A 20,903-nucleotide genomic window follows, 5' to 3' on the forward strand; every position below is an offset into this window, starting at 1 on the left:
CATGGGCGCCCGTTGGGACATCTTCTGCAGCGTGGTGGACAACTACGGCGACATCGGCGTGACCTGGCGCCTGGCGCGCCAGCTGGCGGCCGAGCATGGCCTGGACGTGCGCCTGTGGGTGGACGAGCCGGCGGCCTTCGGGCGCCTGTGCCCGCAGGCCGATGCGACGCTGGCGCGTCAGTGCGTCGAGGGCGTGGAGGTCTGCCACTGGTTGGGCGAATTCGCGGCGGTGGAGGCGGCCGATGTGGTGATCGAGGCCTTCGCCTGTACGCTGCCGGCCAGCTATGTCGCGGCCATGGGCGCGCGGCCGGCGAAGCCGCTGTGGCTGAACCTGGAATACCTCAGCGCCGAGGAGTGGGTCGCCGGCTGCCATGGCCTGCCGTCGCCGCAACCGGGCGGGCTGCAGAAATTCTTCTTCTTCCCCGGCTTCACCGCCGGCACCGGTGGCCTGCTGCGCGAGGCCGGGTTGATCGAACTCCGTCAGGCCTTCCAGGCAGACGCCGAGGCACGCCGGGCCTTTCTCGCCGAGATCGGCGTGGCGCTGCTCGCCGACGCTCGGCTGATTTCCCTGTTCGCCTACGAGAACCCAGCGCTGGCCGCTTGGCTGGATGCGCTGGCGCAGCAAGCCACGCCGACCCAGCTGCTGGTACCGCGCGGGCGCATCGAGGCTGACGTGCAGCGCTGGCTGGGCGTGGGCGAACTGGAGGAGGGCGGCAGCTGGCGACGCGGCAACCTGCAGGTGCATCTGCTGCCGTTCCTCAGCCAGGCCGACTACGACCGGTTGCTGTGGAGCTGCGACTTCAACGCCATTCGCGGCGAGGACTCCTTCGTTCGTGCCCAGTGGGCCGGGCGGCCGCTGCTCTGGCACATCTACCAGCAGGAGGAGGGCGCGCACTGGGACAAGCTGGACGCCTTCCTCGGTCTCTATCAGGCGGATCTGCCAGCGGCCGCTGCCGACGCGCTGACGGCGCTGTGGCATGCCTGGAACGGCCGTGGCGATATGGCTGCGGCCTGGGCTGCCGTGCAGCTGCAGGCCGCCACGCTGGAGCAACACGCCGGCAACTGGTGCCGGGAACAGGCCTCTCGTCCTGATCTTGCCGCGGCTCTGGTGCTGTTTCACCGAAATTGGCTATCATGCGCGGCCTAGAAATTTGTACCTCCATCCAAACCCGGATACTCGTATGAAAACCGCACAAGAAATGAAGCCCAACAGCGTGGCTCTGATCGACGGCCACCCGTGGCTGATTCAGAAAGCCGAATTCACCAAGTCCGGCCGTAACAGCGCCATCGTCAAGATGAAGCTGAAGAACCTGATCAACGGCTCCAAGACCGAGACCGTTTACAAGGCCGACGACAAGATGGAGCCGGTCATCCTTGAGCGCAAGGAAGTGACCCTGTCCTACATCAATGGCGACGACTACGTCTTCATGGACACCGAGTACAACTCCTACGAACTGCGCGCCGAAGACCTGGAAAGCGTTCTGCCGTTCATCGAAGAAGGCATGACCGACGTCTGCGAAGCAGTGTTCTTCGAAGGCAAAGTGATCTCCGTCGACCTGCCGACCACCATCGTGCGCAAGATCGCCTACACCGAAGGCTCCGCCCGTGGCGACACTTCCGGCAAGGTCATGAAGCCGGCCAAGCTGAGCAACGGTACCGAAGTCAAGGTTGCAGACTTTTGCAACATCGACGACTGGATCGAGATCGACACCCGCGACGGTTCCTACAAGAGCCGTACCCAGGCGCCGTCGGCCTAAGCCTAAGCGCTGTACCGCGGTACCCAGGAAGCCCGGCCAAGTGCCGGGCTTTTTGTTGCCTGTCAGTTGCGCTTGAGGCCGCGCTGCAGGGCCAGGTCCCAGGGCGGGATCGGGCCGAAGCGCTGCTTGAGGAATTCCAGCAGCAGGCGCGAACGCGAGCTGGCGTCGCTGGCCAGGCGCAGGGCATAGATGCCGCTGGGCTCGGCCGGCGGCAGGCCGTCGTCGCACAGCAGCGGCACCAGCTCGCCGCGCAACAGGTAGTCGCTGATCAGCCAGGTCGGCAGGTGGGCGATGCCGAGGCCGGCCAGCGCGCTGAACAGCAGGGTCTCGGCGTTGTTGGCGGTCATCCGCAGGCGGCCGGGGCGCAGCAGCTGCAGGCGGCCGTCGACCTCGAAGCGCCAGGCATGCGGCGGCGACAGGGCATCCCAGTCCAGGCCGTCGTGTTCCGGCAGCTCGCGCGGGTCGCGCAGCAGGCCACGGCGGCGGATGTAGTCGGGACTGGCGCAGAGTATTCGGGTCATCGGCGCCAGCGGCGTGGCGACCAGGCGGGTATCGGCCAGCGGGCCGATGCGCAGCACCAGGTCCACCTCGCCCAGGTGCTCGCCGTGCATGTCGACGAAGCTGTCGATCAGGCGTAGCTGCACGTCCAGGCCGGGGTACAGGGTGAGGAAGTCGGCGATGGCCGGGGCCAGATGGCGGCGGCCGAACGGCGCCGGCGCATCGATGCGGATCAGGCCCTCGGGGGCGCTGGTCAGCGATACGGCTTCGGCACGAGCCTGGTGCAGTTCGGCGAGGATGCGCCGGGCCCGCTCGGCGAAGGCCAGGCCGGCCGGCGTGGCGCGCACCGCGTGGGTGCTGCGGACCACCAGCGCACAGCCCATGGCGCGCTCCAGGGCGTCGATGCGCCTGGCCACGGCCGAGGGTGTGAGGGGCTGGCGTCGGGCGGCGGCGGAGAAGCTGCCGGCCTCCAGCACATCCAGGTAGAGGCTGAGCTGATCGGTGAGGGCATCGGGGTTCATGGGGCTGCCTGTGCGAGTTATGCAAAGCCATTGTGCGCGGCTATGCGTTTCCGTTCCAGGCAAGGCTGACTAGCATGCGGCCATCCCGGCGGAGGTTTCATGAGTCCAATCGATCTGTTGTTGAACCTGTTGCTCGGTCTGGTACTGGGTACCGTGGGTGGTCTGTTCGGTATCGGCGGCGGCCTGGTGGCGATTCCGGCCCTCGGCGTGCTGTTCGGTCTGGACCAGCAGCTGGCCCAGGGCACGGCGCTGGTGATGGTGGTGCCGAATGTGGTGCTGGCCCTGTGGCGCTATAACCAGCGCAACCGCATCGAACCCAAGCATGCGCTGCTGCTCAGCGCCTGCGGCTTCGTCTGCGCCTGGCTGGCGTCGCTGTATGCGGTGGAGCTGCATGCCGAGAGCATGCGCATGGCCTTCGTCGGCTTCCTGGTGGTACTGGCGATCTACAACCTAGTGCGGCTGTTTATGCACAATGCGCCGGTATCCAAGGAGCTACGCCACCCCTGGCCCTGGCTCGGTGTGCTGGGGGGCGCGGCGGGCGCGCTGGGTGGGCTGTTCGGCGTGGGCGGCGCGGTACTGGCGGTGCCGGTGCTGACCAACGTGTTCGGCGCCGGGCAACTGGTGGCCCAGGGCCTGTCGCTGGCCCTGGCGCTGCCCAGCACCGGGGTGACGCTGCTGACTTACGCCCTCCACGACCACGTCGATTGGGCCATGGGCCTGCCGCTGGCGGTGGGCGGGCTGCTCAGCATCAGCTGGGGCGTGAAGCTGGCCCACGCGCTGCCGGAGAAGGTGCTGCGTGGCCTGTTCTGCGGCTTCCTGGTGCTCTGCGCGGTGCTGCTGGCGTTGGAGTAGGGCCCGCGGCCGAGCCCGCCTCTACAGACGGAAGCCTTCGACTATGTGCTCGGCCAGGGTATCGATGACCTGCGACTGGCGCTGTGGATGGCGCAGCAGGACGATGCTGGTCATCGGCAGGGTGGGCAGGCCCTCGGCCTCGCCGAGGATGCGCATGTCCGGGGTGATCAGGCTGCGCAGCTGGGCGGTGACCGCCAGGCCGGCGCCGACCACGGCGAAGATCGCCGACAGGCTGGGGCTGGTATAGGCGATGCGGTAGGGCCGCTCCATGGCGTCCAGCGCGTTGCATGCCCAGGCGCGGCAGAAGCAGCCGGAGTTGAACATGGCCAGCGGCATGGGGTTCTGCTCGTGGGGCGTGAAGCCCTGAGCTTCGGCCCAGACGAAGCGCTCCTGGCGAAGTAGCTGGCCGATCTCCTTGCCCGGCTCGCGGGTGACGATTGTCAGGTCCAGGTCCTGGCGTTGCAGCAACTGGCCGGATGTTTCGCAATGCACTTCCACCTGCACCAGCGGGTAGGCCTGGGCGAAGCGCGAGAGGATGTCCGGCAAAAAACGCATCACGTAGTCGTCCGGCGTGCCGATGCGCACGGCGCCGACCATGTGCGGTTCGCGCAGGGTGTTGAGCACCTCGCCGTGCAGCTTGAGGATGCGCCGCGCATAGCCCAGCAGCACCTGGCCTTCGGGCGTGAGGCGCACCTGGCGGCCGTCGCGTTCGAACAGCGAGCGCTGCACCACGTCGTCCTCCAGGCGCTTCATCTGCATGCTGACAGCGGACTGGGTGCGGTTGACCACTTCCGCCGCGCGGGTGAAGCCGCCGTTATCGGCGATGGCGACGAAGCTGCGCAGCAATTCGGTGTCGATGCTGGGGTAGTGGGCCATTCATCAATCTCCAAGATGCCTTGCATAAGAAACATTCGTTGGATTGATCTTAAGCGCGAACCGAAACTGGCGCCAACCCCACAGGGAGGGCGTGATGATGAAAGGTCAAAAAGGTTATGCAATCGCTCGGTCGGTGTCTTTCGATCGGCCGCTGCCGGCCATCAGCCTGAAAGCATTGTGGTTGCGCGTGAAGCGCTGGCAGCAGTTGGCCAGGCAACGCCGGCAGCTGGCTATGCTGGACGACGCGGCGCTCAAGGATATCGGCCTGAGCCGTGCCGATGTGATGCAGGAGAGCGAACGCCCGTTCTGGGATGATCCGCTCAAGCGCTGATGGACTATGCGCCGCCGGGTTGCGCCCGGCGGCGCCAGTTTGCAAGCGCGCAGACGCGCGGCTATTCAAAGAAGATGGCAGTACTACAAGGAGTTCCGATGTCCCGTTACCACCTGGCCCAGCTCAATATCGCCACCATGCGCGAGCCACTGGAGTCGCCCGGCATGGCCGACTTCGTCAACAACCTGGAGCGCATCAACGCCCTGGCCGAGGCCTCGCCCGGCTATGTCTGGCGCCTGCAAGACGAGGCTGGCGACGCCACCGCGCTGCGCCCGTTCGGCGAGGATGTGCTGGTCAACATGTCGCTGTGGGCCGACGTGCAGTCGCTCAGCGACTACGTCTACAAGTCCGCCCATACCGAGATGCTCAAGCGCCGCCGCGAGTGGTTCGACAAGGTCGAGCAGGCGCACATGGTGCTCTGGTGGGTGCCGGCCGGCCATCTACCGAGCGTGGACGAAGCGGCCGAGCGCCTGGCGCACTTCCGCACGCACGGCGCCAGCGCCCATGCCTTCAGCTTCCGCCATGCCTTCGCCGCGCCGGAAGAGGAGCTCGCATAGGTTTTCAGGCAGCCTGCTAGTCTGGGCGCATGACGCTCACACTGTCCCTCGCCGAAGCCCGTCGCCTGGCCCTGGCCGCCCAGGGCTTCGCCCGCGCGCCGCGCGGCGCCATTCGCCACCGCCAGCTGCAGGCGCAGATCGAGCGCCTCGGCGTGCTGCAGATCGACTCGGTCAACGCCCTGGTGCGCTCCCACTACCTGCCGGCATTCTCGCGCCTGGGCCACTACGAGCCCGAGCTGCTGGACGAGCTGGCCTGGGGCAAGCCGAAGCGCCGCAGCCTGTTCGAATACTGGGGCCACGAGGCCTCGTTGCTGCCGCTGCAGCTGTATCCGCTGCTGCGCTGGCGCATGCAGCGGGCGGCGGATGGCCAGGGCATCTATCGCCAGCTGGCCGAGTTCGGCCGCCAGCAGCGGGCAGTGATCCAGCGCGTGCTGCAGGCGGTGCGCGAGCAGGGCGCGCTGGGCGCCGGCAGCCTCAGCACCCGCACCGAGCGCGCCGGGCCCTGGTGGGACTGGAGCGCGGAAAAGCACGCGATGGAGTGGCTGTTCGCCGCCGGCCAGGTGACGGTGGCCGGGCGCCGTGGTTTCGAGCGCCTGTACGATCTGCCGGAGCGGGTGATTCCCGCCGATCTGCTGAATCACCCCGAACTCGACGAAGCCGAGGCCCAGCGCCAGCTGCTGCTGCGTTCGGCCGCTGCGCTCGGCGTGGCCACCGAGCGCGATCTGCGCGACTACTTCCGCCTGGACGCCTCCGACGCCAAGGCGCGCATCGCCGAGCTGGTCGAGGCCGGGGAGCTGCAGCCGGTTGCGGTGCAGGGCTGGAAGCAGATTGCCTACTGCCGCGGCGAGCCGAACATTCCGCGCCGGGTGCCGGCCAGCGCGCTGCTGTCGCCCTTCGATTCACTGATCTGGGAGCGCGAACGCACCGAGCGGCTGTTCGGCTTCCGCTATCGCCTGGAGATCTACACGCCGCCGCACAAGCGGGTGTACGGCTACTACGTGCTGCCGTTCCTGCACCACGAACGCCTGCTTGCACGGGTCGACCTGCGCAGCGAGCGCGCCCAGGGCCGCCTGGCGGTGCATGCCGTGCATCTGGAGGACGCGGTGTTGAGCGAGGAGGCATTGCTGGCGCTGGCCGCCGAGTTGCGTGCGCTGGCGCAGTGGCTGGGTTTAGACGAAGTTTGGCTCGGGCCTGCGGTAGCAGGCCGCGGGCTGGAGCCCTAGCTGCCGTTGTCGAGCAGGAATTGCAGCTCGGCGACCCTGTCGATGTTCAGCTCCATCGGACAGGTGTGGTACATCGGCGAACCGACATGCTTGCCCTGCATGTCGCAATGCGCGTTGCGATAGACAAGCAATGCCTTTTGCGCGTCTTCGAGTTGCTGAGCACCTTCCTGCGAGGTCTGCTGCAGCTTGAGGTAGAGATGCTGATAGACGCGGTTCATTTCCTTCTTCGCTATCTGTGAGGCTTCGTCGGCACAGAACGCCACCACGCTGTTGTTGAGGGCCTGATTGGCCTTGAGGCAATTGTCATAGCGAGCGGAGAAGTCCTTCGTATCGGCGGCTGCCTGTAAGGCAAGTGGCAGCAGAAGGCAGATCGACAGGGTGCGCAGGCTGAGCATGAGATAGCTCCTGAAACAGAAGGGGCCGCTGCTGCGGCCCCTCGGTTGCTTACTTCTCGTCGGCGATGCGCTGGCGGATATGCGCGGCGCGGTCGGCGGAGCCCGGGTGGGAGTCGAACATGCTGCTGTCGCCGCCGCCCAGCTGGGCCAGTTTGTCGAAGGCGCTGGCCAGGCCGTCCAGCGGGATGCCGCGCTTTTTCAGCAGGTCGAAGGAGAAGTCGTCGGCGTCGCTTTCCTGGGACTGGGAGAACTGGGCGTTGACCAGTTCCTCGCCGAGGTCGCCGAGCTGCGAGCTGGACAGCGCGGAGACGGCTCCGTTGCCCGAGGAGGCTGCCGCGCCGCGTGCCACGGAAGTGGCGTAGGCGGCCTGCATGGCCTTCTTGGTGTGGCCGAGGGCGACGTGGCCCATCTCGTGGCCGAGCACGCCTTCCACTTCGTTGTCATTCATCAGGTCCATCAGGCCGCTGTACACGCGCACGCAACCGTTGGCCATGGCCCAGGCATTGACCTCGTCGGTCAGGTAGACCTTGTAGTTGACCGGGGTGCCGTTGACCTGGCTGCCGAGGTTGGCGGCGATCTTTTCCAGGCGCTGGCTGTATTCGCTGTCGGCCGGGGCGATGGGGGCTTCGGCATCCATCTGCACGCAGGCCTCGTCGGCCATGGCCTTCACTTCGGCGTCGCTCAGGGTGGCGGCCTGCATGGCCTGCATGCCGGTGCTGAGCATGGCGTCCGGGCTCATGTTCTGGCAGCCGCTCAGCAGGGTGGCCAGGGCGAGGGCGGAAAGGGAGAACTGCAGTTTCATGGTCATCGTCCTTGAAGGTGAGGCAATGGGTGGCCAGAGGCGTCGGCATCCGGCCGGCGCGGCATTTTCGGCGATCGGGGCGGGCGAGGGCGTGAAGCGGGTCGCAGTACGGGGCGGCGCAGCGTCTTAGCGCTGCGCCTCGTGCAGTTCGCGCAGCTTGGCGCCGATCAGCGCGCCCTTGTCCGGGCCGGCGTTGATGGCGGCGCAGGACTCGGCCAGCGGTTGTTCCGCCGCCCCGTCGGCGCTGTAGCTCAGCTCGCTGCAGTCGCAGCGTAGGCGTGCCTTGACCTGCTGGCTGTCGCGCTCACGCACCTCGGCTACCCAGCAGGCATCGGCGCAGCCGCAGGAGCGGTACATCAGCGCCTCGTTCTGCTGCGGCCAGTCGAGCTCGTATTCATTGGTGCCGCCGGCGGCCCAGGCCGTCGGGCCGGCGAGCAGAAGCAGGGCGAGGATGCGACTTAGGGAGAGCATTGCGGTGCGTCCGTGCGGAGGAATGTTCGAAGGAAAGTCGATGAAACGCCGCTGGCCCCGGAAAGGAAAGCGTCGCCGTTCGGGAATGTGCGGGTGGGAACAACAACGGGGCCATCAGGCCCCGTCGTTTTACCGACGTTGCCTCAGGTGCGCGCCTGCTTCAGCGTCTCGGCGATCATGAAGGCCAGCTCCAACGACTGGTCGGCGTTCATCCGTGGATCGCAGTGGGTATGGTAGCGGTCGGAGAGGGCGTCCTCGGTGATCGGCCGCGAGCCGCCGATGCACTCGGTGACGTTCTGCCCGGTCATCTCGATATGAATGCCGCCGGCCACGGTGCCCTCGGCGCGATGGACCTGGAAGAACTGCTTCACCTCGGAGAGGATCTGCGCGAAGTCGCGGGTCTTGTAGCCGCTGGAGGCCTTGATGGTGTTGCCGTGCATGGGGTCGGAACTCCACAGCACCTGGCGGCCTTCCTCCTTCACCTTGCGCAGCAGGCGCGGGAAGTTGGCCTCGACCTTGTCGGCGCCCATGCGCACGATCAGGTTGAGGCGCCCCGGATCGTTGTCCGGATTGAGGATGTCGATCAGGCGGATCAGCTCGTCCGGGTCCATGCTCGGGCCGACCTTGACCCCGATGGGGTTCTCCACGCCGCGCATGAACTCGACGTGGGCGCCGTCCAGCTGGCGGGTGCGGTCGCCGATCCACAGCATGTGCGCGGAGCAGTCGTACCAGCGCCCGGTGAGGCTGTCCTGGCGCACGAAGGCCTGCTCGTAGCCGAGCAGCAGGGCCTCGTGGGCGGTGAAGAAGCTGACTTCGCGCAGTTGCGGCGCGCTGTCCATGCCGACCGCACGCATAAAGGCGAGGGTCTCGTCGATACGGTTGGCCAGCTGGTGGTACTTCTCGCTCAGGGCGGAATTGGCGATGAAGTCCAGGTTCCACTGGTGCACCTGGTGCACATCGGCGAAGCCGCCCTGGGCGAAGGCGCGCAGCAGGTTGAGGCTGGCGGTGGCCTGGTGGTAGGCCTGCAGCAGACGGTCCGGGTCCGGCACGCGGCTGGCGGCGTCGAAGCCGATGCCATTGACGATATCGCCGCGGTAGGCCGGCAGGGTCACGCCGCCGATGGTCTCGTCGTTGGCCGAGCGCGGCTTGGCGAATTGCCCTGCCATGCGCCCGACTTTCACCACCGGGCAGCCGGCGGCGAAGGTCATGACGATGGCCATCTGCAGCATCACCTTGAAGGTGTCGCGGATCTTCGCGGCGGAGAATTCGGCGAAGCTCTCGGCGCAGTCGCCGCCCTGCAGCAGGAAGGCGCGGCCCTGGGTCACTTCGGCGAACTGGCGGCGCAGCTCGCGGGCCTCGCCGGCGAACACCAGCGGCGGATAGCCGGCCAGGGTCTGCTCCACGCGGGCCAGGTGGGCGGCATCGGGATATTGCGGCTGCTGCTGGATGGGCTTGCCTCTCCAGCTATCGGGGCTCCAGGCGGACATCGGGCTTCTCTGCGCTCGGCTGATTCGGATTGTGCCGGCATGTTAACCCCGCGGACCACGGCAGGTCAGCCGATAAGCCTCATAGAGCGGGCAAATAGAAAGGGAAGGGGCATCCGTCGCGGCCGGCCTGCCGGCGAAAACTCGGCTGCCGGCACGGCGGCCACGAACGGATGCGAAGCGAGCGCGGCTGTCCCGAAAGCCTGGCTGGGACAGCGCTTGCGCTTGGAACGATGCTCTTGGCGGCACCTGATGAATGAGGAGGGTCCTCTCCCTAACCCTCTCCCACTAAACGGGAGAGGGGATAGTTCAGCGTCGTAGCCCGGATGCAATCCGGGACCGGCCTGCTTCCCGGATTGCATCCGGGCTACGTCAGCGCGTAGGGAGGGTGAAACCCGCACATTGCGCTGCGCGTTACGGATCAGGCCGTGGCAGGCTGGAAGGCGCGTACCGCTTCGGCGCGCGGCAGCACGTCGCGACCGGCGAGGAAACGCCCGTAGCCCTGGGCCTGGCCCAGCTCGGCCGGGTATTCCAGGCCGCGCCGGTAGGCGATACGGCCATTGATCAGGGTAGCGTCCACGGCGTCGTCGTTACGCTTGACCACCCGCTCCAGGCCGAGCGCTTCCATGGGTGCCTCGTGCATGGCGTCGAGCTCATCGGTCAGCCCGGCCGGATTGACGATGACCAGGTCGGCGCGGTCGCCGACACGGAGGTAGCCGGCGTCGATGCCGATGAAGTCGGCCAGCTCGCCGCTGCAGCGGCGCACGGCCTGGCCCAGCTCCATGAACGGGGTGCCGGCCAGCTGCGCATCACGCACGTACTTGAGGAAGCGCAGCGGGAAGTTGTACTGGGCGATGGAGCGCAGGTGCGCGCCGGAGTCGGCGAAGCCCGGTTGGGTCCACGGGCTGGACAGCAGCTTGTGCATCACCGGCAGACGCTGGTTGCCGTAGCAGGTGGTCCACTTCAGCGCCTCGCGGTACTGGCAGGCCAGCTCGAAGTAGGCGTCCACCGCGTCCAGGCCTCGGGCCTGGCCGAGCTGCTTGAAGTTGTTGCCGACCAGCGAGGCGTCCGGGCATTCGGTCACCCAGCAGTCGGAGAAGTCGCGGTGCCACAGACCCTTGGTCAGCACGGCCTTGACCTGCTTCTTGAACAGGGCGCGGAATTCCGGCTCCAGCACCTTGGCGTACAGCTCGTCCGGGTCCTTGATGTTGCGCAGGATCTCGCCGGCGCCGAATTCCTCGAAGGCGTTCACGTTGAGGCCTTCCAGGCGCAGGGTGAACGGCGCCGGCAGGGTCTGCCAGCGGAAGTTGCCGCGCAGCACGGTGTTCGCCAGCCAGCCGGAGAAACGGGTGAAGCGGTGCAGCAGAGGCTGCGACTTGAGGTCCAGGGCGGTCAGCATCGAGCACTTGAGCGGGGTGCGGAACCAGCCGTGGGCCTGCCAGAGGAAGGCGAACACGTTGACCTTGGTCACTGCGTTCGGCGCACCCTGCATCACCGCGCCACGGCGACGCAGGATGGCGAACAGACGCGAGAATTCCTTCCAGCTGGCGAAGGTCGAGGGCAGCGGGCTGGACCAGGCGCGGTCGCCGTCCATCTTGTCCAGTCTCGTGGTCATAACCGAGAGGCCGATGCAGCCGGCGTCCAGTGCTTCTTCCAGCAGCTGCTCCATGCGTTGCAGCTCGGCCTCGCTCGGCACCACGTCGCTGGTGGCGCGCTCCAGGCCCATCACCGCCACGCGCAACTCGGAGTGGCCGAGGAAGGAGCTGACGTTGGGACCCAGCGCCAACTGGTCATAGAAGGCGCGGTAGCCGGCGGCATCACGCCAGGTCTTCTTCTCCTGCAGGATCGGCAGCACGTATTCGCGCGGCACCGCCTCGACGCGGGTGAACAGGTCCGAGCAGTCCTCGGCGTCGGCCAGCACCATGCTGATCGAGCAGGAACCGATGGTCACGCTGGTCACGCCGTGGCGTACGGATTCCTTGAGCGCGGGGGCGACGATCACTTCGGCGTCGTAGTGCGAGTGGATCTCCAGAAAGCCCGGGGTGACCCACTTGCCGGCGGCGTCCAGCACCTCGGCGCCGCTTTCATCCAAGGGGCTGAGACTTACTGCGTCGACCTTGCCATTGCGGATGCCGATATGGCGCGGCACGCCGGGCGCGCCGCTGCCGTCGAAGTACAGGCCGTTCTTGATGATGATGTCGTAGCTCATGCGAGGCTCCAGGGGGCGAGCAGCAGCGTGCCGGTGACCAGCAGCAGGGCGTAGATGGCGATACGGAAGTGGCGTTCGTCGAAGCGCCGGTGCAGGTGTTCGCCCAGCCACAGGCCGACCAGCAGCAGCGGGGCGTAGGCCAGCACCTGGGGCAGGACCGGTTGCAGGCGGCCGTCGACCAGGAAGGCGGCGGTCAGCAGGCTGTTCAAGGTAAACCAGACGCTGACCAGGGTGGCGCGAAAGCGCGCCTTGTCCAGCGTGGTGCCAGCCAGGCCATAGACCAGCAGCGGCCCGCCGGAGGCGAACAGACCGTGGCTGAGGCCGGCACCAAGGGTGAGTAGGCGGGTCAACCACTGCGGGCGTACCGGCAGCGTGGTGGCATGGCGCAGGCGCCACAGTTCGCGCCCGGCGAACCACAGGATCAGCGCGCCGAAGCCGCGCTTGAGCAGCGCCGCGTCCAGATAGGGCAGCAGCAGGTAGCCCAGCGCGGTGCCGGCGAGCATGCCCGGCAGGATGGTGCCGAGCAGCAGGTGGCGGTCGATCTGCGCGCGGTGGCGCCACACCAAGTAGCCGGTCATGCCGATGTTCAGCGGCACCAGCACCGGCAGCAGCTGCTCGATGGGCAGCAGCAGCGCGCCGAGAGACAGGGCGATAACGATGCTGCCGAAGCCGGTGACGGCCTCCAGGGTGTAGGCGAGCAGGATGAAGGCGCCCAGGGCGTAGGGTGCGTAGGCCATCAGCCGATCTCCCCGGCGAAGCGCTTGCTCATCTGCCGGTAATACAGCGCCGGGGCGATGCGCCAGAGCAGGCTGGCCAGCCAGCTGCCGCGGTCCGGGAACAGGCGCTGGCGGCCACCGTCCAGGGCCTTGAGTATTTCCCCGGCCATCCAGTCGGCGCCGCGCACCCGGCCGACGGTCGAGCGCGCGTGGTTGGCCGGCTGACCGTCGCCACCCAGGGCGTTACGCTCGATGGGGGTGTCGAGAAAGCTCGGGTAGACCAGCAGCGTATGGATGCCATCTCGGGCGATCTCCGCACGCAGCACCTCGAAGGCCTGGGCCAGGGCGCTCTTCGCCGCGCAGTAGCCGGCGCGGCCGAGCACCGGCATCCAGCCGGCCATGGAGCCGATGGCGGCGACCTGGCCACGGCTCTCGCGTAGCAGCTCGGCGGCGGCCAGGGTCAGCTCCAGCGGGGCGTGGTAGTCCACCGCCATTACTTTGCGCAGCACCTCGGGACGGGTCAGCAGGGTGGGCGAGCGATGGGTGATGCCGGCGTTGTTGATCAGCAGATCGAGGCGGCCGAATACCGTGCGACAGGCGTCGACCAGCTGGCGGTGCAGCAGCGGGTCCGTGATGTCGCCGGACAGCGCCTCGACCCGCTCGCTGTTGAGCTCGGCCACTCGCGCGGCCAGGCCGGCGGCATCGATGTCGGTGAGCAGCAGGCTGTCGCCGCGGGCGTGGCAGGCCTTGGCCAGCTCCCAGCCCAGACCGCTGGCGGCGCCGGTGATCAGGGTGACGCTCATCGCACCACCTCGCCGGCTACCGCGCCGGTCGGCGCCCGGCGCCCCCAGAGCAGGGCCAGCATCAGGCCGGCCAGCAATTGCCAGCAGCCCCAGAAGGCGGCGATCAGCAGCATGCCGCCGGCCTGCGGGAAGAAGGTGAAGATCAGCGCCATGCCCAGGGCCGAGTTGTGGATGCCGCTCTCCAGGGTCACGGCACGCACGTCGGCATCGCTCAGGCGCCACAGCTTGGCGCACAGGTAGCCGAGACCCAGGGCCAGGGTGTTGAGGGTGACTACCAGCCAGAAGAACAGGTGGAAGTGCTCGATGAACTGGTCGAAGTTCTTCACGAAGGCGCCGCCGACGAAGGCCAGTAGCACCAGCAGGGAGAAGTGCCGCAGCGGCTTTTCCAGCTTGCGCGCCAGCAGCGGGCGGCGCTTGCCCAGGGCCATGCCGGCGAGCATCGGCAGGATCAGCACCAGCACCACCATGGCCAGCAGCTCGACCGGGTCGACGCTGATCTCGGTGAGCAGCGCGCGGGTCTCGGGATTGATCCCGGCGTACAGGGCGAAGTTGAGCGGGGTGAAGATCCCGGCGGTGAGGCTGGACACCGCGGTGACGCTGGCCGACACGGCGACGTTGCCGCGCGCCAGCCAGGTCATGATGTTGGAGAAGGTGCCGCTCGGGCAGGTGGCGACCAGGATCATGCCCAAGGCCAGCTCCGGCTCGATCGGTAGCAGCATCGTCAGGCCGCAGGTGGCTGCCGGCAGCAGCAGGAACTGCACCAGCATGCCGATCACCGGTGCCTTGGGCGAGCGCAGGATGCGGCTGAAGTCGCCGGCGCGCAGCTCCAGGGACACGCCGAACATCATCAGCGCGATGATCGCGTTGAGGGCGATCATCGCCGTGGGCGAGAACTCAAGATTGACGCTGGACATCGAGCCGCTCCTCGGTCTGGGTGGTGGTGAGGTCGCGGCTCAGCTCGGCGATATGTGCCTTGAGTGCGGCGCGGTAGCTGTTCTTGTGCACGTAGTAGGCCATGCGCGGCAGCTTGAGATAGGCGAAGCCGCCGTCCAGGCGCTGGCCGGCGCGATCCAGCACGAGATCGCGGAAACGCCTGGCCGAGGCACTGTTGCGCTGCTGCTGGGCGATCACCAGGGCCACCAGCTCGGCCTGCTCGGCGCGGCCCTGCCAGCCCAGGCCGGATGCCTCGATCATGCCGAGCATGAACAGGTCGTCGTGCAGCGGGTGGAAGACGTTGAGGTACAGCTGTGGCGCGTCGGCCTCCAGTGGCCAGTTCAGCTCGGCACGGTCGATGAAGGGGTAATCCAGTCGATATCCCGTGGCCTGCAGGATCAGGTCGTACTCGGCGCTGTCGCCGTTGGCAAAGGTCACCCGCTTGCCGTCCACCGCGCGAATATCGCCGCGCGGCTGGATATCGCCATGGCCGATATGGTGCAGCACCAGCGAGTTCATCACCGGGTGCGACTCGTACAGGCGGTAGTCCGGATCAGGCAGGCCGTACTGCGAGGGTTTGCCGAGCAGGGCGCGCACCAGCAGGCCATCGACTAGCTGCTTGAGCCGGCGCGGCAGCTTGATCGCGCCGCCGAAGGTATCGGTGGGCTTGCCGAGGATGAACTTGGGCAGGAAGTGGTAGCCGCGGCGCACCGACAGGTCCACGGACTTGGCCCGGTGCACGGCATCCACCGCGATATCGCAGGCCGAGTTGCCACAGCCGATCACCAGCACGCGCTTGTCGGCGAACAGCTCGGCGTTCTTGTAGACCGAGGAGTGCAGCAGCTCGCCAGTGAACCGGCCGGGCAGCGCCGGCTGGTTGGGCCTGTGCAGGGTGCCGTTGGCGATCAGCACGCCCTCGAACTGCCACTCGCGCAGCGTGCCATCCTGCTCGCTGACCAGGCGCCAGCCCTGGCTCAGGCGTTCCAGGCGCACCACGCGGGTGTTGAACTGGTAGTGCTGGCGCAGACCGAAGTGCTCGGCGTAGTCGCGAAAGTACTGGCCGATCTGGCTATGGTGCGGGTAGGGCGGCACCGCGTCCGGCATGGGGAATTCGGCGAAGGCGGTGGCGCCTTTCGAGGAGATCAGGTGCGCGGACTGGTACAGGGTGCTGTGCGGGTTGGCGATATCCCACAGTCCGCCGACATCGGAATGCAGCTCGAAGCCGACGAAGGGGATACCATGGCGCTGCAACTGGCGCGCAGCGGCCAGCCCCATGGGACCGGCTCCGATGATGGCATGCATGCAAGGTTTGTCTTTCTGGTTATGTTCCGCAAGCATATGCAGCCCCCTGCATGCCGTAACGGCTCAAACAGGACCACTTCCGGTTAATTCAGGACTCCATGAGCAGTACCCCATCGGTCACCGTCCACTACGCCCAGGCCATCCTCCAGGCCGCTGAGCGCCTGGCCCTGCCGCTGCCTGCTGAACTGCGCCAGCTGGGCCAGGAGGCGCGTATTCCCCTGGCGCGCCAGGACGCCCTGTGGGAGGCCTTCTGCGCCGCCGCCCAGGACCCGCTGATCGGCCTGCGCCTGGGCAATGCCCTGCAGGTCGGCCACCTGGACATGGTCGGCGCGCTGCTGATGAGCTGCGAGACTCTGGGCGAGGCGCTGGAAGCGTTGCTGGAGTACTACCCCATCGTCGGCGAGGGCGGCGAATTCGCCCTGTGCGACGAGGGCGGCCAGCTGTGCCTGGCCTACCAGCCGCACTACCAGACGCGCCGCGAGGAGCGGGTGGAGGCGGTGCTGGGCAGCCTGGTGCACCTGTCGCGCTGGATCACCGGCGAGCGCATCCAGCCGCTGGAACTACGCTTCGAACATGCGGCGCGTGCGGCCGAGGCACGCTACATCGAGCTGCTCGGCTGCCCGCTGCAATTCGCCGCCGGCGAGAATGGCCTGCTGTTCGATCGCGCCGACCTGGCCATGCCGCTGATCCAGGCCAACGCGCCGATGCGCGAGCACCTGCGCGGCCTGGCCGACAGCCTGCTCGAGCGCCTCGGCCAGCAGAGCCTGGCGGTGCGCGTGCAGCAGCTGCTGCGCGCCCAGCCGCGCTGGGGCAAGGAGCGCGTCGCCGAGCAGCTGGAACTGAGCGGTCGCCACCTGAACCGCAAGCTGGCCGAGGAGGACACCAGCTTCAAGCTGCTGCGTGACCAGGTGCTGTACCAGATGGCCGAACAGCTGCTGCGCGAGTCGCCGCGCCTGGCCGAAGTGGCGGAGCGGCTCGGCTTCTCCGACGAGAGTGCCTTCGCCAAGGCCTTCCGCCGCTGGAGCGGCACCACGCCGGGACAGTTCCGCCAGGGGCTGGACGGATGAACCTGGATCACGAGGAAATCCTCTTGGAAGAGGTGCGCGACGCCTGGGGCGTGATCCGCGTGCTGGAAATCGGCGACTACCGCTTCCTCGAATTCGGCGAGGCCATCGAGCAGAGCTGCACCTATACCCGCGACCCGGCCTGGCTGGAGTACGACTACACCCGCGCCATGCTGATCGGCGCGCTGTGCCACGAGGCGCCGGAGTCGGCGCTGTTCCTCGGTCTGGGCGGTGGCACCCTGACCCAGGCCTGCCTGAAGTTCCTCGAACTGGATGACGTCGAAGTCATCGAGTTGCGCCCCGACGTGCCGCGCCTGGCCATGCAGTACCTGGGGCTGGCCGACGACCCGCGCCTAACCATGCGCATCGGCGATGCCCTGGAGCTGCTCGACAGCGCCGAGACCGCCGACCTGATCTTCGTCGACCTCTATACCGATACCGGTCCGGCCGCCGGGCACCTGGCCTGGCGCTTTCTGGAAAACTGCCAGAAGCGCCTCAACCCCGGTGGCTGGCTGGTGATCAACCAGTGGGGCACCGACGACGGCCGGCCGCTCGGCGCCGCACTGCTGCGTGGCCTTTACCACCGTCACTACTGGGAGATTCCGGTGAAGGAGGGCAACGTCACATTGCTGGTGCCGGCCGACCTCGACCAGCAACTCGACTTCGACGGCCTCAAGGCCCGCGCCGAGGCACTTGCACCGCGGCTGGGTTATTCGCTGCAGCCATTGCTGGATGAGCTACGTCCGGCCAGCTGAGGCTCCGTAGTTTTGGCACCCGAGAGATGGGCCGCTCAGGCGGGTAATGGACGCTCGGGCATCTCGGGACGGCCCGTCGTCCCTTTCTAGCAAAAAACCTGCCCAGCGGTTCGGCTTTTCCTGTATGATTCGCGCCCGGCCAAAACTGGCCTCGTCAATTCACGAAGCACGGCTTCGCTGCTGGTCCGCCATGCGGACTACCCTTGACGTTTCATTCATCACGTTTTCGCAACTACCCGCTGATTGGCTGCCAGGGTGACCCACAAGGTCCTTCACGGCGCGCGCAGCCTTTGTTCCTGGGTTTTTGCGGATGCACATAGAGGCAGACCCATGACTCAGGAAACCGGCACCTTTGCCGATCTCGGCCTTCATCCTTCCATTCTCGCTGCGCTGACCGCAGTCGGTTACGAAGAGCCGTCCCCCATCCAAGCCCAGGCCATTCCGATGATCCTGGCCGGCCACGACATGATCGGCCAGGCCCAGACCGGTACCGGCAAGACCGCCGCCTTCGCCCTGCCGATCCTGTCCAAGATCGACCCGGCCAAGCGCGAGCCCCAGGCGCTGATCCTGGCGCCGACTCGCGAGTTGGCCCTGCAGGTGGCCACCGCCTTCGAAACCTATTCCAAGCAGATGCCCGGCGTGTCCGTGGTGGCTGTCTACGGCGGTGCGCCCATGGGCCCGCAGCTGAAGTCCCTGCGCATGGGCGCACAGATCATCGTGGCCACCCCGGGCCGCCTGGTCGATCACCTGAGCCGCAACGACCAGCTGCTGTCGACCATCCGCCACCTGGTGCTGGACGAAGCCGACGAGATGCTCAAGCTCGGCTTCATGGACGACCTGGAAGTGATCTTCCAGGCCATGCCGGCCACCCGCCAGAGCGTGCTGTTCTCCGCGACCCTGCCGCACTCGATCCGCGAGATCGCCGAGAAGCACCTGCGCGAGCCCAAGCACGTCAAGATCGCGGCCAAGACCCAGACCGTGTCGCGCATCGAGCAGGCGCATCTGATGATCCACGCCGATCAGAAGATCAACGCCGTGACCCGCCTGCTGGAAGTCGAGGACTTCGACGCCCTGATCGCCTTCGTGCGTACCAAACAGGCCACCCTGGACCTGGCCAGCGCCCTGGAAGCCAAAGGCTATAAGGCCGCTGCGCTGAACGGCGACATCGCCCAGAACCAGCGTGAGCGTGTGATCGAATCGCTGAAAGACGGCCGCCTGGACATCGTGGTCGCCACCGACGTGGCCGCCCGTGGTATCGACGTGCCGCGCATCACCCACGTGCTCAACGTCGACATGCCGTACGACCCGGAGTCCTACGTGCACCGTATCGGCCGTACCGGCCGTGCCGGCCGCGATGGCCGCGCCCTGCTGCTGGTGACTCCGCGTGAACGCCGCATGCTGCAGGTGATCGAGCGCGTCACCGGGCAGAAGGTCGGCGAGGTCAAGCTGCCCAACCCGCAGCAGGTGCTGGACGCCCGCATCAAGAAGCTGACCACCAGCCTTACCCCGCTGATCGCCGACGCCGAAGCCAGCCACGGCGCCCTGCTGGACCGCCTGATCGCCGACATCGGCTGCAGCCCGCGCACCCTGGCCGCGGCCCTGCTGAAGAAGGCAACCGGTGGCCAGGCCCTGGATCTGGCCAGCGTCGAGCGCGAGCAGCCGCTGGTGCCGAGCGTCGGTGCCCCGCGCGAGCGTCGCGAGCGTGACGGCGACCGTCCCGAGCGTTCCTACGATCGTGGTGACCGTGGCGAAGTCCGCGAGCGCCGCCCGATGGCCGCACCGAGCGAAGGCAAGGCACGCTGCCGCACCGCCCTGGGCGCTCGCGACGGCATCGCCGCGAAGAACCTGCTGGGCGCCATCCTCAACGAGGGTGGCCTGCAGCGCGACGCCATCGGCCGCATCCAGATCCGCGAGACCTTCAGCCTGATCGAACTGCCGGAAGACGGCCTCGAGCGCCTGTTGAGCAAGCTCAAGGACACCCGCGTCGCCGGCAAGGCCCTGAAGCTGCGTCGCTACCGCGAAGACTGATCGTCGCGTATCAGAAAAAGCCCCGCATTTGCGGGGCTTTTTCGTTGCCGGTTCAGGGTTTCGTGTGGCGTCTGTCGAGCAGCACCGCGACGGCGGCCAAGGCGATGGCCAGGCTGTAGGCGAACAGGCCCAGGTTGATGCCGAAGACCATCTTCTCCGAGCCGTCGGACAGCACCATGGAGCCGCCGTAGCTGTCGCGCAGGGCGTAGGCGAGGAGGAAACCGCCGGTGACGAACAGGGTCAGCAGGCTGCTCAGGCGTATCTCGCCCCTCCGCCAGACCAGCCACAGGCTGAAGGCGCCGAGCGCACAGTTGGTCGCCAGCTGCCAGACCTCGTGCAGGCGGGCGTGGGCTTCCCAGCCCGGGTTGAACACATGGCTGGCGTTGATCTCGAAGATCGGCACCACGACGGCGTAGAAGGCGATACCTACGGTGACCAGCAGTTTGGCGAGCATGCAACAGTCCTTGTTGGGAGGGTATCGCTACTCTAACGGCTGGCTGGGCAAAGCGCAGCGGGATTCCTTGGGCCCGAGTTCGTGCTCGCAGGCGACCTGGGTCAGGCGAAGCTGTAGATATCCATGCCCAGAGCGCCATAGGTGAAGCTGCTGTGCTCGATGCGGAAGGCGCTGCCGGCGCCGACGGCGAAGTACAGCGGCAGCAGGTGCTCTTCGCTGGGGTGGCTACGCCGTGCATGGGGTGCCTGGCGACGGTAGTCGAGCAGGGCGGCGCGGTCGCCGGCCTGCAGCTTCGCCACCATCCAGTCGCGGAACTCGCCGGCCCAGGGTTCGATCACGTCGGGCCTGGCGCGCCAGTCCAGCTCCCCGAGGTTGTGGGTGATGCTGCCCGAGCCGATCAGCAGCACGTCTTGTTCGCGCAGGGCCGCCAGCGCCTGGCCGACTCGCACCTGCAGTTCCGGGCCGGCATGGCTGGGCAGCGATAGCTGCAGCACCGGGATATCGGCCTGCGGGTACATCAACGACAGCGGCACCCAGGCTCCGTGGTCCAGCGGGCGCTGCGGGTCGAGGCGGCTGGGCAGGTCGGCGGCGGCCAGCAGGCGCTGCACCTGTTCTGCGATGTCCGGGGCGCCCGGTGCGGGATACTGCACGGCGTAGAGCGGGGCGGGGAAGCCACCGAAGTCGTGCCAGGTAGCAGGTTGCGCCGAGCTGCCGATCAGCAGTTCGTCGCTCTCCCAATGCGCGGATACCACCAGAATCGCCCGGGGGCGGGGCAACTCTGCGGCCAGCCGGGCCAAGGCCGGGCCGCTGGCGCCGGGCTCGAGAGCGAGCATGGGCGAGCCGTGGGAAATGAACAGGGCGGGCAGCATCGA

The 20,903-nt window shown here is 67.4% G+C and carries 22 protein-coding genes; 9 read left to right on the forward strand and 13 right to left on the reverse strand.

What is annotated here, in order from left to right; genetic code table 11:
* Position 1: 1 nt before the first annotated feature.
* Both earP and efp read left to right on the forward strand, forming a co-directional pair.
* Entirely contained in the window at positions 2-1,147 is a 1,146-nt protein-coding gene (earP, locus tag OH686_RS21820; protein WP_289535187.1) for an elongation factor P maturation arginine rhamnosyltransferase EarP, read from the forward strand.
* A gap of 34 nt (positions 1,148-1,181) precedes the next feature.
* On the forward strand, positions 1,182-1,757 hold the full coding sequence (efp, locus tag OH686_RS21825) for an elongation factor P (protein ID WP_137971918.1): 576 nt from the start codon (positions 1,182-1,184) through the stop codon (positions 1,755-1,757).
* 62 nt (positions 1,758-1,819) lie between these two features.
* Here efp and OH686_RS21830 read toward each other — a convergent pair whose 3' ends face one another.
* Positions 1,820-2,776 carry a LysR family transcriptional regulator gene (locus OH686_RS21830; protein ID WP_289535188.1) on the reverse strand — a complete coding sequence of 319 codons (957 nt, stop codon included), beginning with the start codon at positions 2,774-2,776 and terminating at the stop codon, positions 1,820-1,822.
* 99 nt (positions 2,777-2,875) lie between these two features.
* Between OH686_RS21830 and OH686_RS21835 the strand changes: the two genes are divergently transcribed.
* On the forward strand, positions 2,876-3,628 hold the full coding sequence (locus tag OH686_RS21835; RefSeq protein WP_289535189.1) for a sulfite exporter TauE/SafE family protein: 753 nt from the start codon (positions 2,876-2,878) through the stop codon (positions 3,626-3,628).
* 21 nt (positions 3,629-3,649) lie between these two features.
* Here OH686_RS21835 and OH686_RS21840 read toward each other — a convergent pair whose 3' ends face one another.
* Positions 3,650-4,504, reverse strand: a complete 855-nt coding sequence (locus tag OH686_RS21840) for a LysR substrate-binding domain-containing protein (protein WP_289535190.1) — start codon at positions 4,502-4,504, stop codon at positions 3,650-3,652.
* Positions 4,505-4,598: 94 nt separating this feature from the next.
* Here OH686_RS21840 and OH686_RS21845 point away from each other — a divergent pair, with 94 nt between their 5' ends.
* The 3 genes from OH686_RS21845 to OH686_RS21855 all read left to right on the forward strand — a co-directional run bounded on the left by OH686_RS21845 (position 4,599) and on the right by OH686_RS21855 (position 6,615).
* On the forward strand, positions 4,599-4,835 hold the full coding sequence (locus OH686_RS21845) for a DUF1127 domain-containing protein (protein ID WP_354005266.1): 237 nt from the start codon (positions 4,599-4,601) through the stop codon (positions 4,833-4,835).
* A 98-nt stretch (positions 4,836-4,933) separates the two neighbouring features.
* Positions 4,934-5,392 (forward strand): DUF3291 domain-containing protein, encoded by a 459-nt coding sequence (locus OH686_RS21850; RefSeq protein ID WP_289535191.1) that lies wholly within the window; start codon positions 4,934-4,936, stop codon positions 5,390-5,392.
* A 29-nt stretch (positions 5,393-5,421) separates the two neighbouring features.
* On the forward strand, positions 5,422-6,615 hold the full coding sequence (locus OH686_RS21855; RefSeq protein ID WP_289535192.1) for a winged helix-turn-helix domain-containing protein: 1,194 nt from the start codon (positions 5,422-5,424) through the stop codon (positions 6,613-6,615).
* Here OH686_RS21855 and OH686_RS21860 read toward each other — a convergent pair.
* From OH686_RS21860 to OH686_RS21900, 9 genes are all read right to left on the reverse strand, one after another.
* Positions 6,612-7,010 (reverse strand): lysozyme inhibitor LprI family protein, encoded by a 399-nt coding sequence (locus tag OH686_RS21860; protein WP_289535193.1) that lies wholly within the window; start codon positions 7,008-7,010, stop codon positions 6,612-6,614. The two genes, OH686_RS21855 and OH686_RS21860, sit on opposite strands and share 4 nt — an antisense overlap.
* A 49-nt stretch (positions 7,011-7,059) precedes the next feature.
* Entirely contained in the window at positions 7,060-7,812 is a 753-nt protein-coding gene (gene loiP, locus OH686_RS21865; protein ID WP_289535194.1) for a metalloprotease LoiP, read from the reverse strand.
* Between the two features lie 126 nt (positions 7,813-7,938).
* Complete coding sequence (locus OH686_RS21870) at positions 7,939-8,283, reverse strand: hypothetical protein (protein WP_289535195.1); 345 nt, start codon at positions 8,281-8,283, stop codon at positions 7,939-7,941.
* Between the two features lie 143 nt (positions 8,284-8,426).
* Entirely contained in the window at positions 8,427-9,770 is a 1,344-nt protein-coding gene (locus OH686_RS21875) for a class II 3-deoxy-7-phosphoheptulonate synthase (RefSeq protein ID WP_289535197.1), read from the reverse strand.
* 418 nt (positions 9,771-10,188) lie between these two features.
* Positions 10,189-11,976 carry an N-acyl-D-amino-acid deacylase family protein gene (locus OH686_RS21880; RefSeq protein ID WP_289535198.1) on the reverse strand — a complete coding sequence of 596 codons (1,788 nt, stop codon included), beginning with the start codon at positions 11,974-11,976 and terminating at the stop codon, positions 10,189-10,191.
* Positions 11,973-12,713, reverse strand: coding sequence for a sulfite exporter TauE/SafE family protein (locus OH686_RS21885; protein WP_289535200.1), 741 nt, complete (start codon positions 12,711-12,713; stop codon positions 11,973-11,975). Before OH686_RS21885 ends, OH686_RS21880 begins: the two co-directional genes overlap by 4 nt.
* Complete coding sequence (locus OH686_RS21890; protein WP_289535201.1) at positions 12,713-13,495, reverse strand: SDR family NAD(P)-dependent oxidoreductase; 783 nt, start codon at positions 13,493-13,495, stop codon at positions 12,713-12,715. The genes OH686_RS21885 and OH686_RS21890 overlap by 1 nt, the downstream gene beginning before the upstream one ends.
* The gene (locus OH686_RS21895; protein ID WP_289535202.1) at positions 13,492-14,409 is read right to left on the reverse strand and encodes a bile acid:sodium symporter family protein; all 918 of its coding nucleotides are present in this window, start codon (positions 14,407-14,409) and stop codon (positions 13,492-13,494) included. Before OH686_RS21895 ends, OH686_RS21890 begins: the two co-directional genes overlap by 4 nt.
* The gene (locus tag OH686_RS21900; RefSeq protein ID WP_289535204.1) at positions 14,390-15,730 is read right to left on the reverse strand and encodes a flavin-containing monooxygenase; all 1,341 of its coding nucleotides are present in this window, start codon (positions 15,728-15,730) and stop codon (positions 14,390-14,392) included. The genes OH686_RS21895 and OH686_RS21900 overlap by 20 nt, the downstream gene beginning before the upstream one ends.
* A 98-nt stretch (positions 15,731-15,828) precedes the next feature.
* Here OH686_RS21900 and OH686_RS21905 point away from each other — a divergent pair, with 98 nt between their 5' ends.
* The 3 genes from OH686_RS21905 to OH686_RS21915 all read left to right on the forward strand — a co-directional run bounded on the left by OH686_RS21905 (position 15,829) and on the right by OH686_RS21915 (position 19,577).
* On the forward strand, positions 15,829-16,797 hold the full coding sequence (locus OH686_RS21905; RefSeq protein ID WP_289535206.1) for an AraC family transcriptional regulator: 969 nt from the start codon (positions 15,829-15,831) through the stop codon (positions 16,795-16,797).
* A complete protein-coding gene (locus tag OH686_RS21910; RefSeq protein ID WP_137971934.1) occupies positions 16,794-17,549 on the forward strand; it encodes a spermidine synthase in 756 nt (251 codons plus the stop codon). The genes OH686_RS21905 and OH686_RS21910 overlap by 4 nt, the downstream gene beginning before the upstream one ends.
* Before the next feature lie 330 nt (positions 17,550-17,879).
* Entirely contained in the window at positions 17,880-19,577 is a 1,698-nt protein-coding gene (locus OH686_RS21915) for a DEAD/DEAH box helicase (RefSeq protein ID WP_502942757.1), read from the forward strand.
* A gap of 52 nt (positions 19,578-19,629) precedes the next feature.
* Here the strand turns inward: OH686_RS21915 and OH686_RS21920 are convergent, their stop codons facing one another.
* Together OH686_RS21920 and OH686_RS21925 are read right to left on the reverse strand one after the other, a co-directional pair.
* A complete protein-coding gene (locus OH686_RS21920; protein ID WP_289535208.1) occupies positions 19,630-20,031 on the reverse strand; it encodes a hypothetical protein in 402 nt (133 codons plus the stop codon).
* Positions 20,032-20,132: 101 nt separating this feature from the next.
* On the reverse strand, positions 20,133-20,900 hold the full coding sequence (locus OH686_RS21925; RefSeq protein ID WP_289535209.1) for a DODA-type extradiol aromatic ring-opening family dioxygenase: 768 nt from the start codon (positions 20,898-20,900) through the stop codon (positions 20,133-20,135).
* Positions 20,901-20,903 lie beyond the last annotated feature (3 nt).

It is taken from the genome of Pseudomonas sp. SO81 (assembly GCF_030374125.1).
Lineage (GTDB): Bacteria > Pseudomonadota > Gammaproteobacteria > Pseudomonadales > Pseudomonadaceae > Aquipseudomonas.

Bases quoted from the DNA above. Each gene is read 5' to 3' on its own strand.
- earP (WP_289535187.1), top strand. From the start codon at position 2: ATGGGCGCCCGTTGGGACATCTTCTGCAGCGTGGTGGACAACTACGGC.
- efp (WP_137971918.1), top strand. From the start codon at position 1,182: ATGAAAACCGCACAAGAAATGAAGCCCAACAGCGTGGCTCTGATCGAC.
- OH686_RS21830 (WP_289535188.1), bottom strand. From the start codon at position 2,776: ATGAACCCCGATGCCCTCACCGATCAGCTCAGCCTCTACCTGGATGTG.
- OH686_RS21835 (WP_289535189.1), top strand. From the start codon at position 2,876: ATGAGTCCAATCGATCTGTTGTTGAACCTGTTGCTCGGTCTGGTACTG.
- OH686_RS21840 (WP_289535190.1), bottom strand. From the start codon at position 4,504: ATGGCCCACTACCCCAGCATCGACACCGAATTGCTGCGCAGCTTCGTC.
- OH686_RS21845 (WP_354005266.1), top strand. From the start codon at position 4,599: ATGATGAAAGGTCAAAAAGGTTATGCAATCGCTCGGTCGGTGTCTTTC.
- OH686_RS21850 (WP_289535191.1), top strand. From the start codon at position 4,934: ATGTCCCGTTACCACCTGGCCCAGCTCAATATCGCCACCATGCGCGAG.
- OH686_RS21855 (WP_289535192.1), top strand. From the start codon at position 5,422: ATGACGCTCACACTGTCCCTCGCCGAAGCCCGTCGCCTGGCCCTGGCC.
- OH686_RS21860 (WP_289535193.1), bottom strand. From the start codon at position 7,010: ATGCTCAGCCTGCGCACCCTGTCGATCTGCCTTCTGCTGCCACTTGCC.
- loiP (WP_289535194.1), bottom strand. From the start codon at position 7,812: ATGAAACTGCAGTTCTCCCTTTCCGCCCTCGCCCTGGCCACCCTGCTG.
- OH686_RS21870 (WP_289535195.1), bottom strand. From the start codon at position 8,283: ATGCTCTCCCTAAGTCGCATCCTCGCCCTGCTTCTGCTCGCCGGCCCG.
- OH686_RS21875 (WP_289535197.1), bottom strand. From the start codon at position 9,770: ATGTCCGCCTGGAGCCCCGATAGCTGGAGAGGCAAGCCCATCCAGCAG.
- OH686_RS21880 (WP_289535198.1), bottom strand. From the start codon at position 11,976: ATGAGCTACGACATCATCATCAAGAACGGCCTGTACTTCGACGGCAGC.
- OH686_RS21885 (WP_289535200.1), bottom strand. From the start codon at position 12,713: ATGGCCTACGCACCCTACGCCCTGGGCGCCTTCATCCTGCTCGCCTAC.
- OH686_RS21890 (WP_289535201.1), bottom strand. From the start codon at position 13,495: ATGAGCGTCACCCTGATCACCGGCGCCGCCAGCGGTCTGGGCTGGGAG.
- OH686_RS21895 (WP_289535202.1), bottom strand. From the start codon at position 14,409: ATGTCCAGCGTCAATCTTGAGTTCTCGCCCACGGCGATGATCGCCCTC.
- OH686_RS21900 (WP_289535204.1), bottom strand. From the start codon at position 15,730: ATGCATGCCATCATCGGAGCCGGTCCCATGGGGCTGGCCGCTGCGCGC.
- OH686_RS21905 (WP_289535206.1), top strand. From the start codon at position 15,829: ATGAGCAGTACCCCATCGGTCACCGTCCACTACGCCCAGGCCATCCTC.
- OH686_RS21910 (WP_137971934.1), top strand. From the start codon at position 16,794: ATGAACCTGGATCACGAGGAAATCCTCTTGGAAGAGGTGCGCGACGCC.
- OH686_RS21915 (WP_502942757.1), top strand. From the start codon at position 17,880: ATGACTCAGGAAACCGGCACCTTTGCCGATCTCGGCCTTCATCCTTCC.
- OH686_RS21920 (WP_289535208.1), bottom strand. From the start codon at position 20,031: ATGCTCGCCAAACTGCTGGTCACCGTAGGTATCGCCTTCTACGCCGTC.
- OH686_RS21925 (WP_289535209.1), bottom strand. From the start codon at position 20,900: ATGCTGCCCGCCCTGTTCATTTCCCACGGCTCGCCCATGCTCGCTCTC.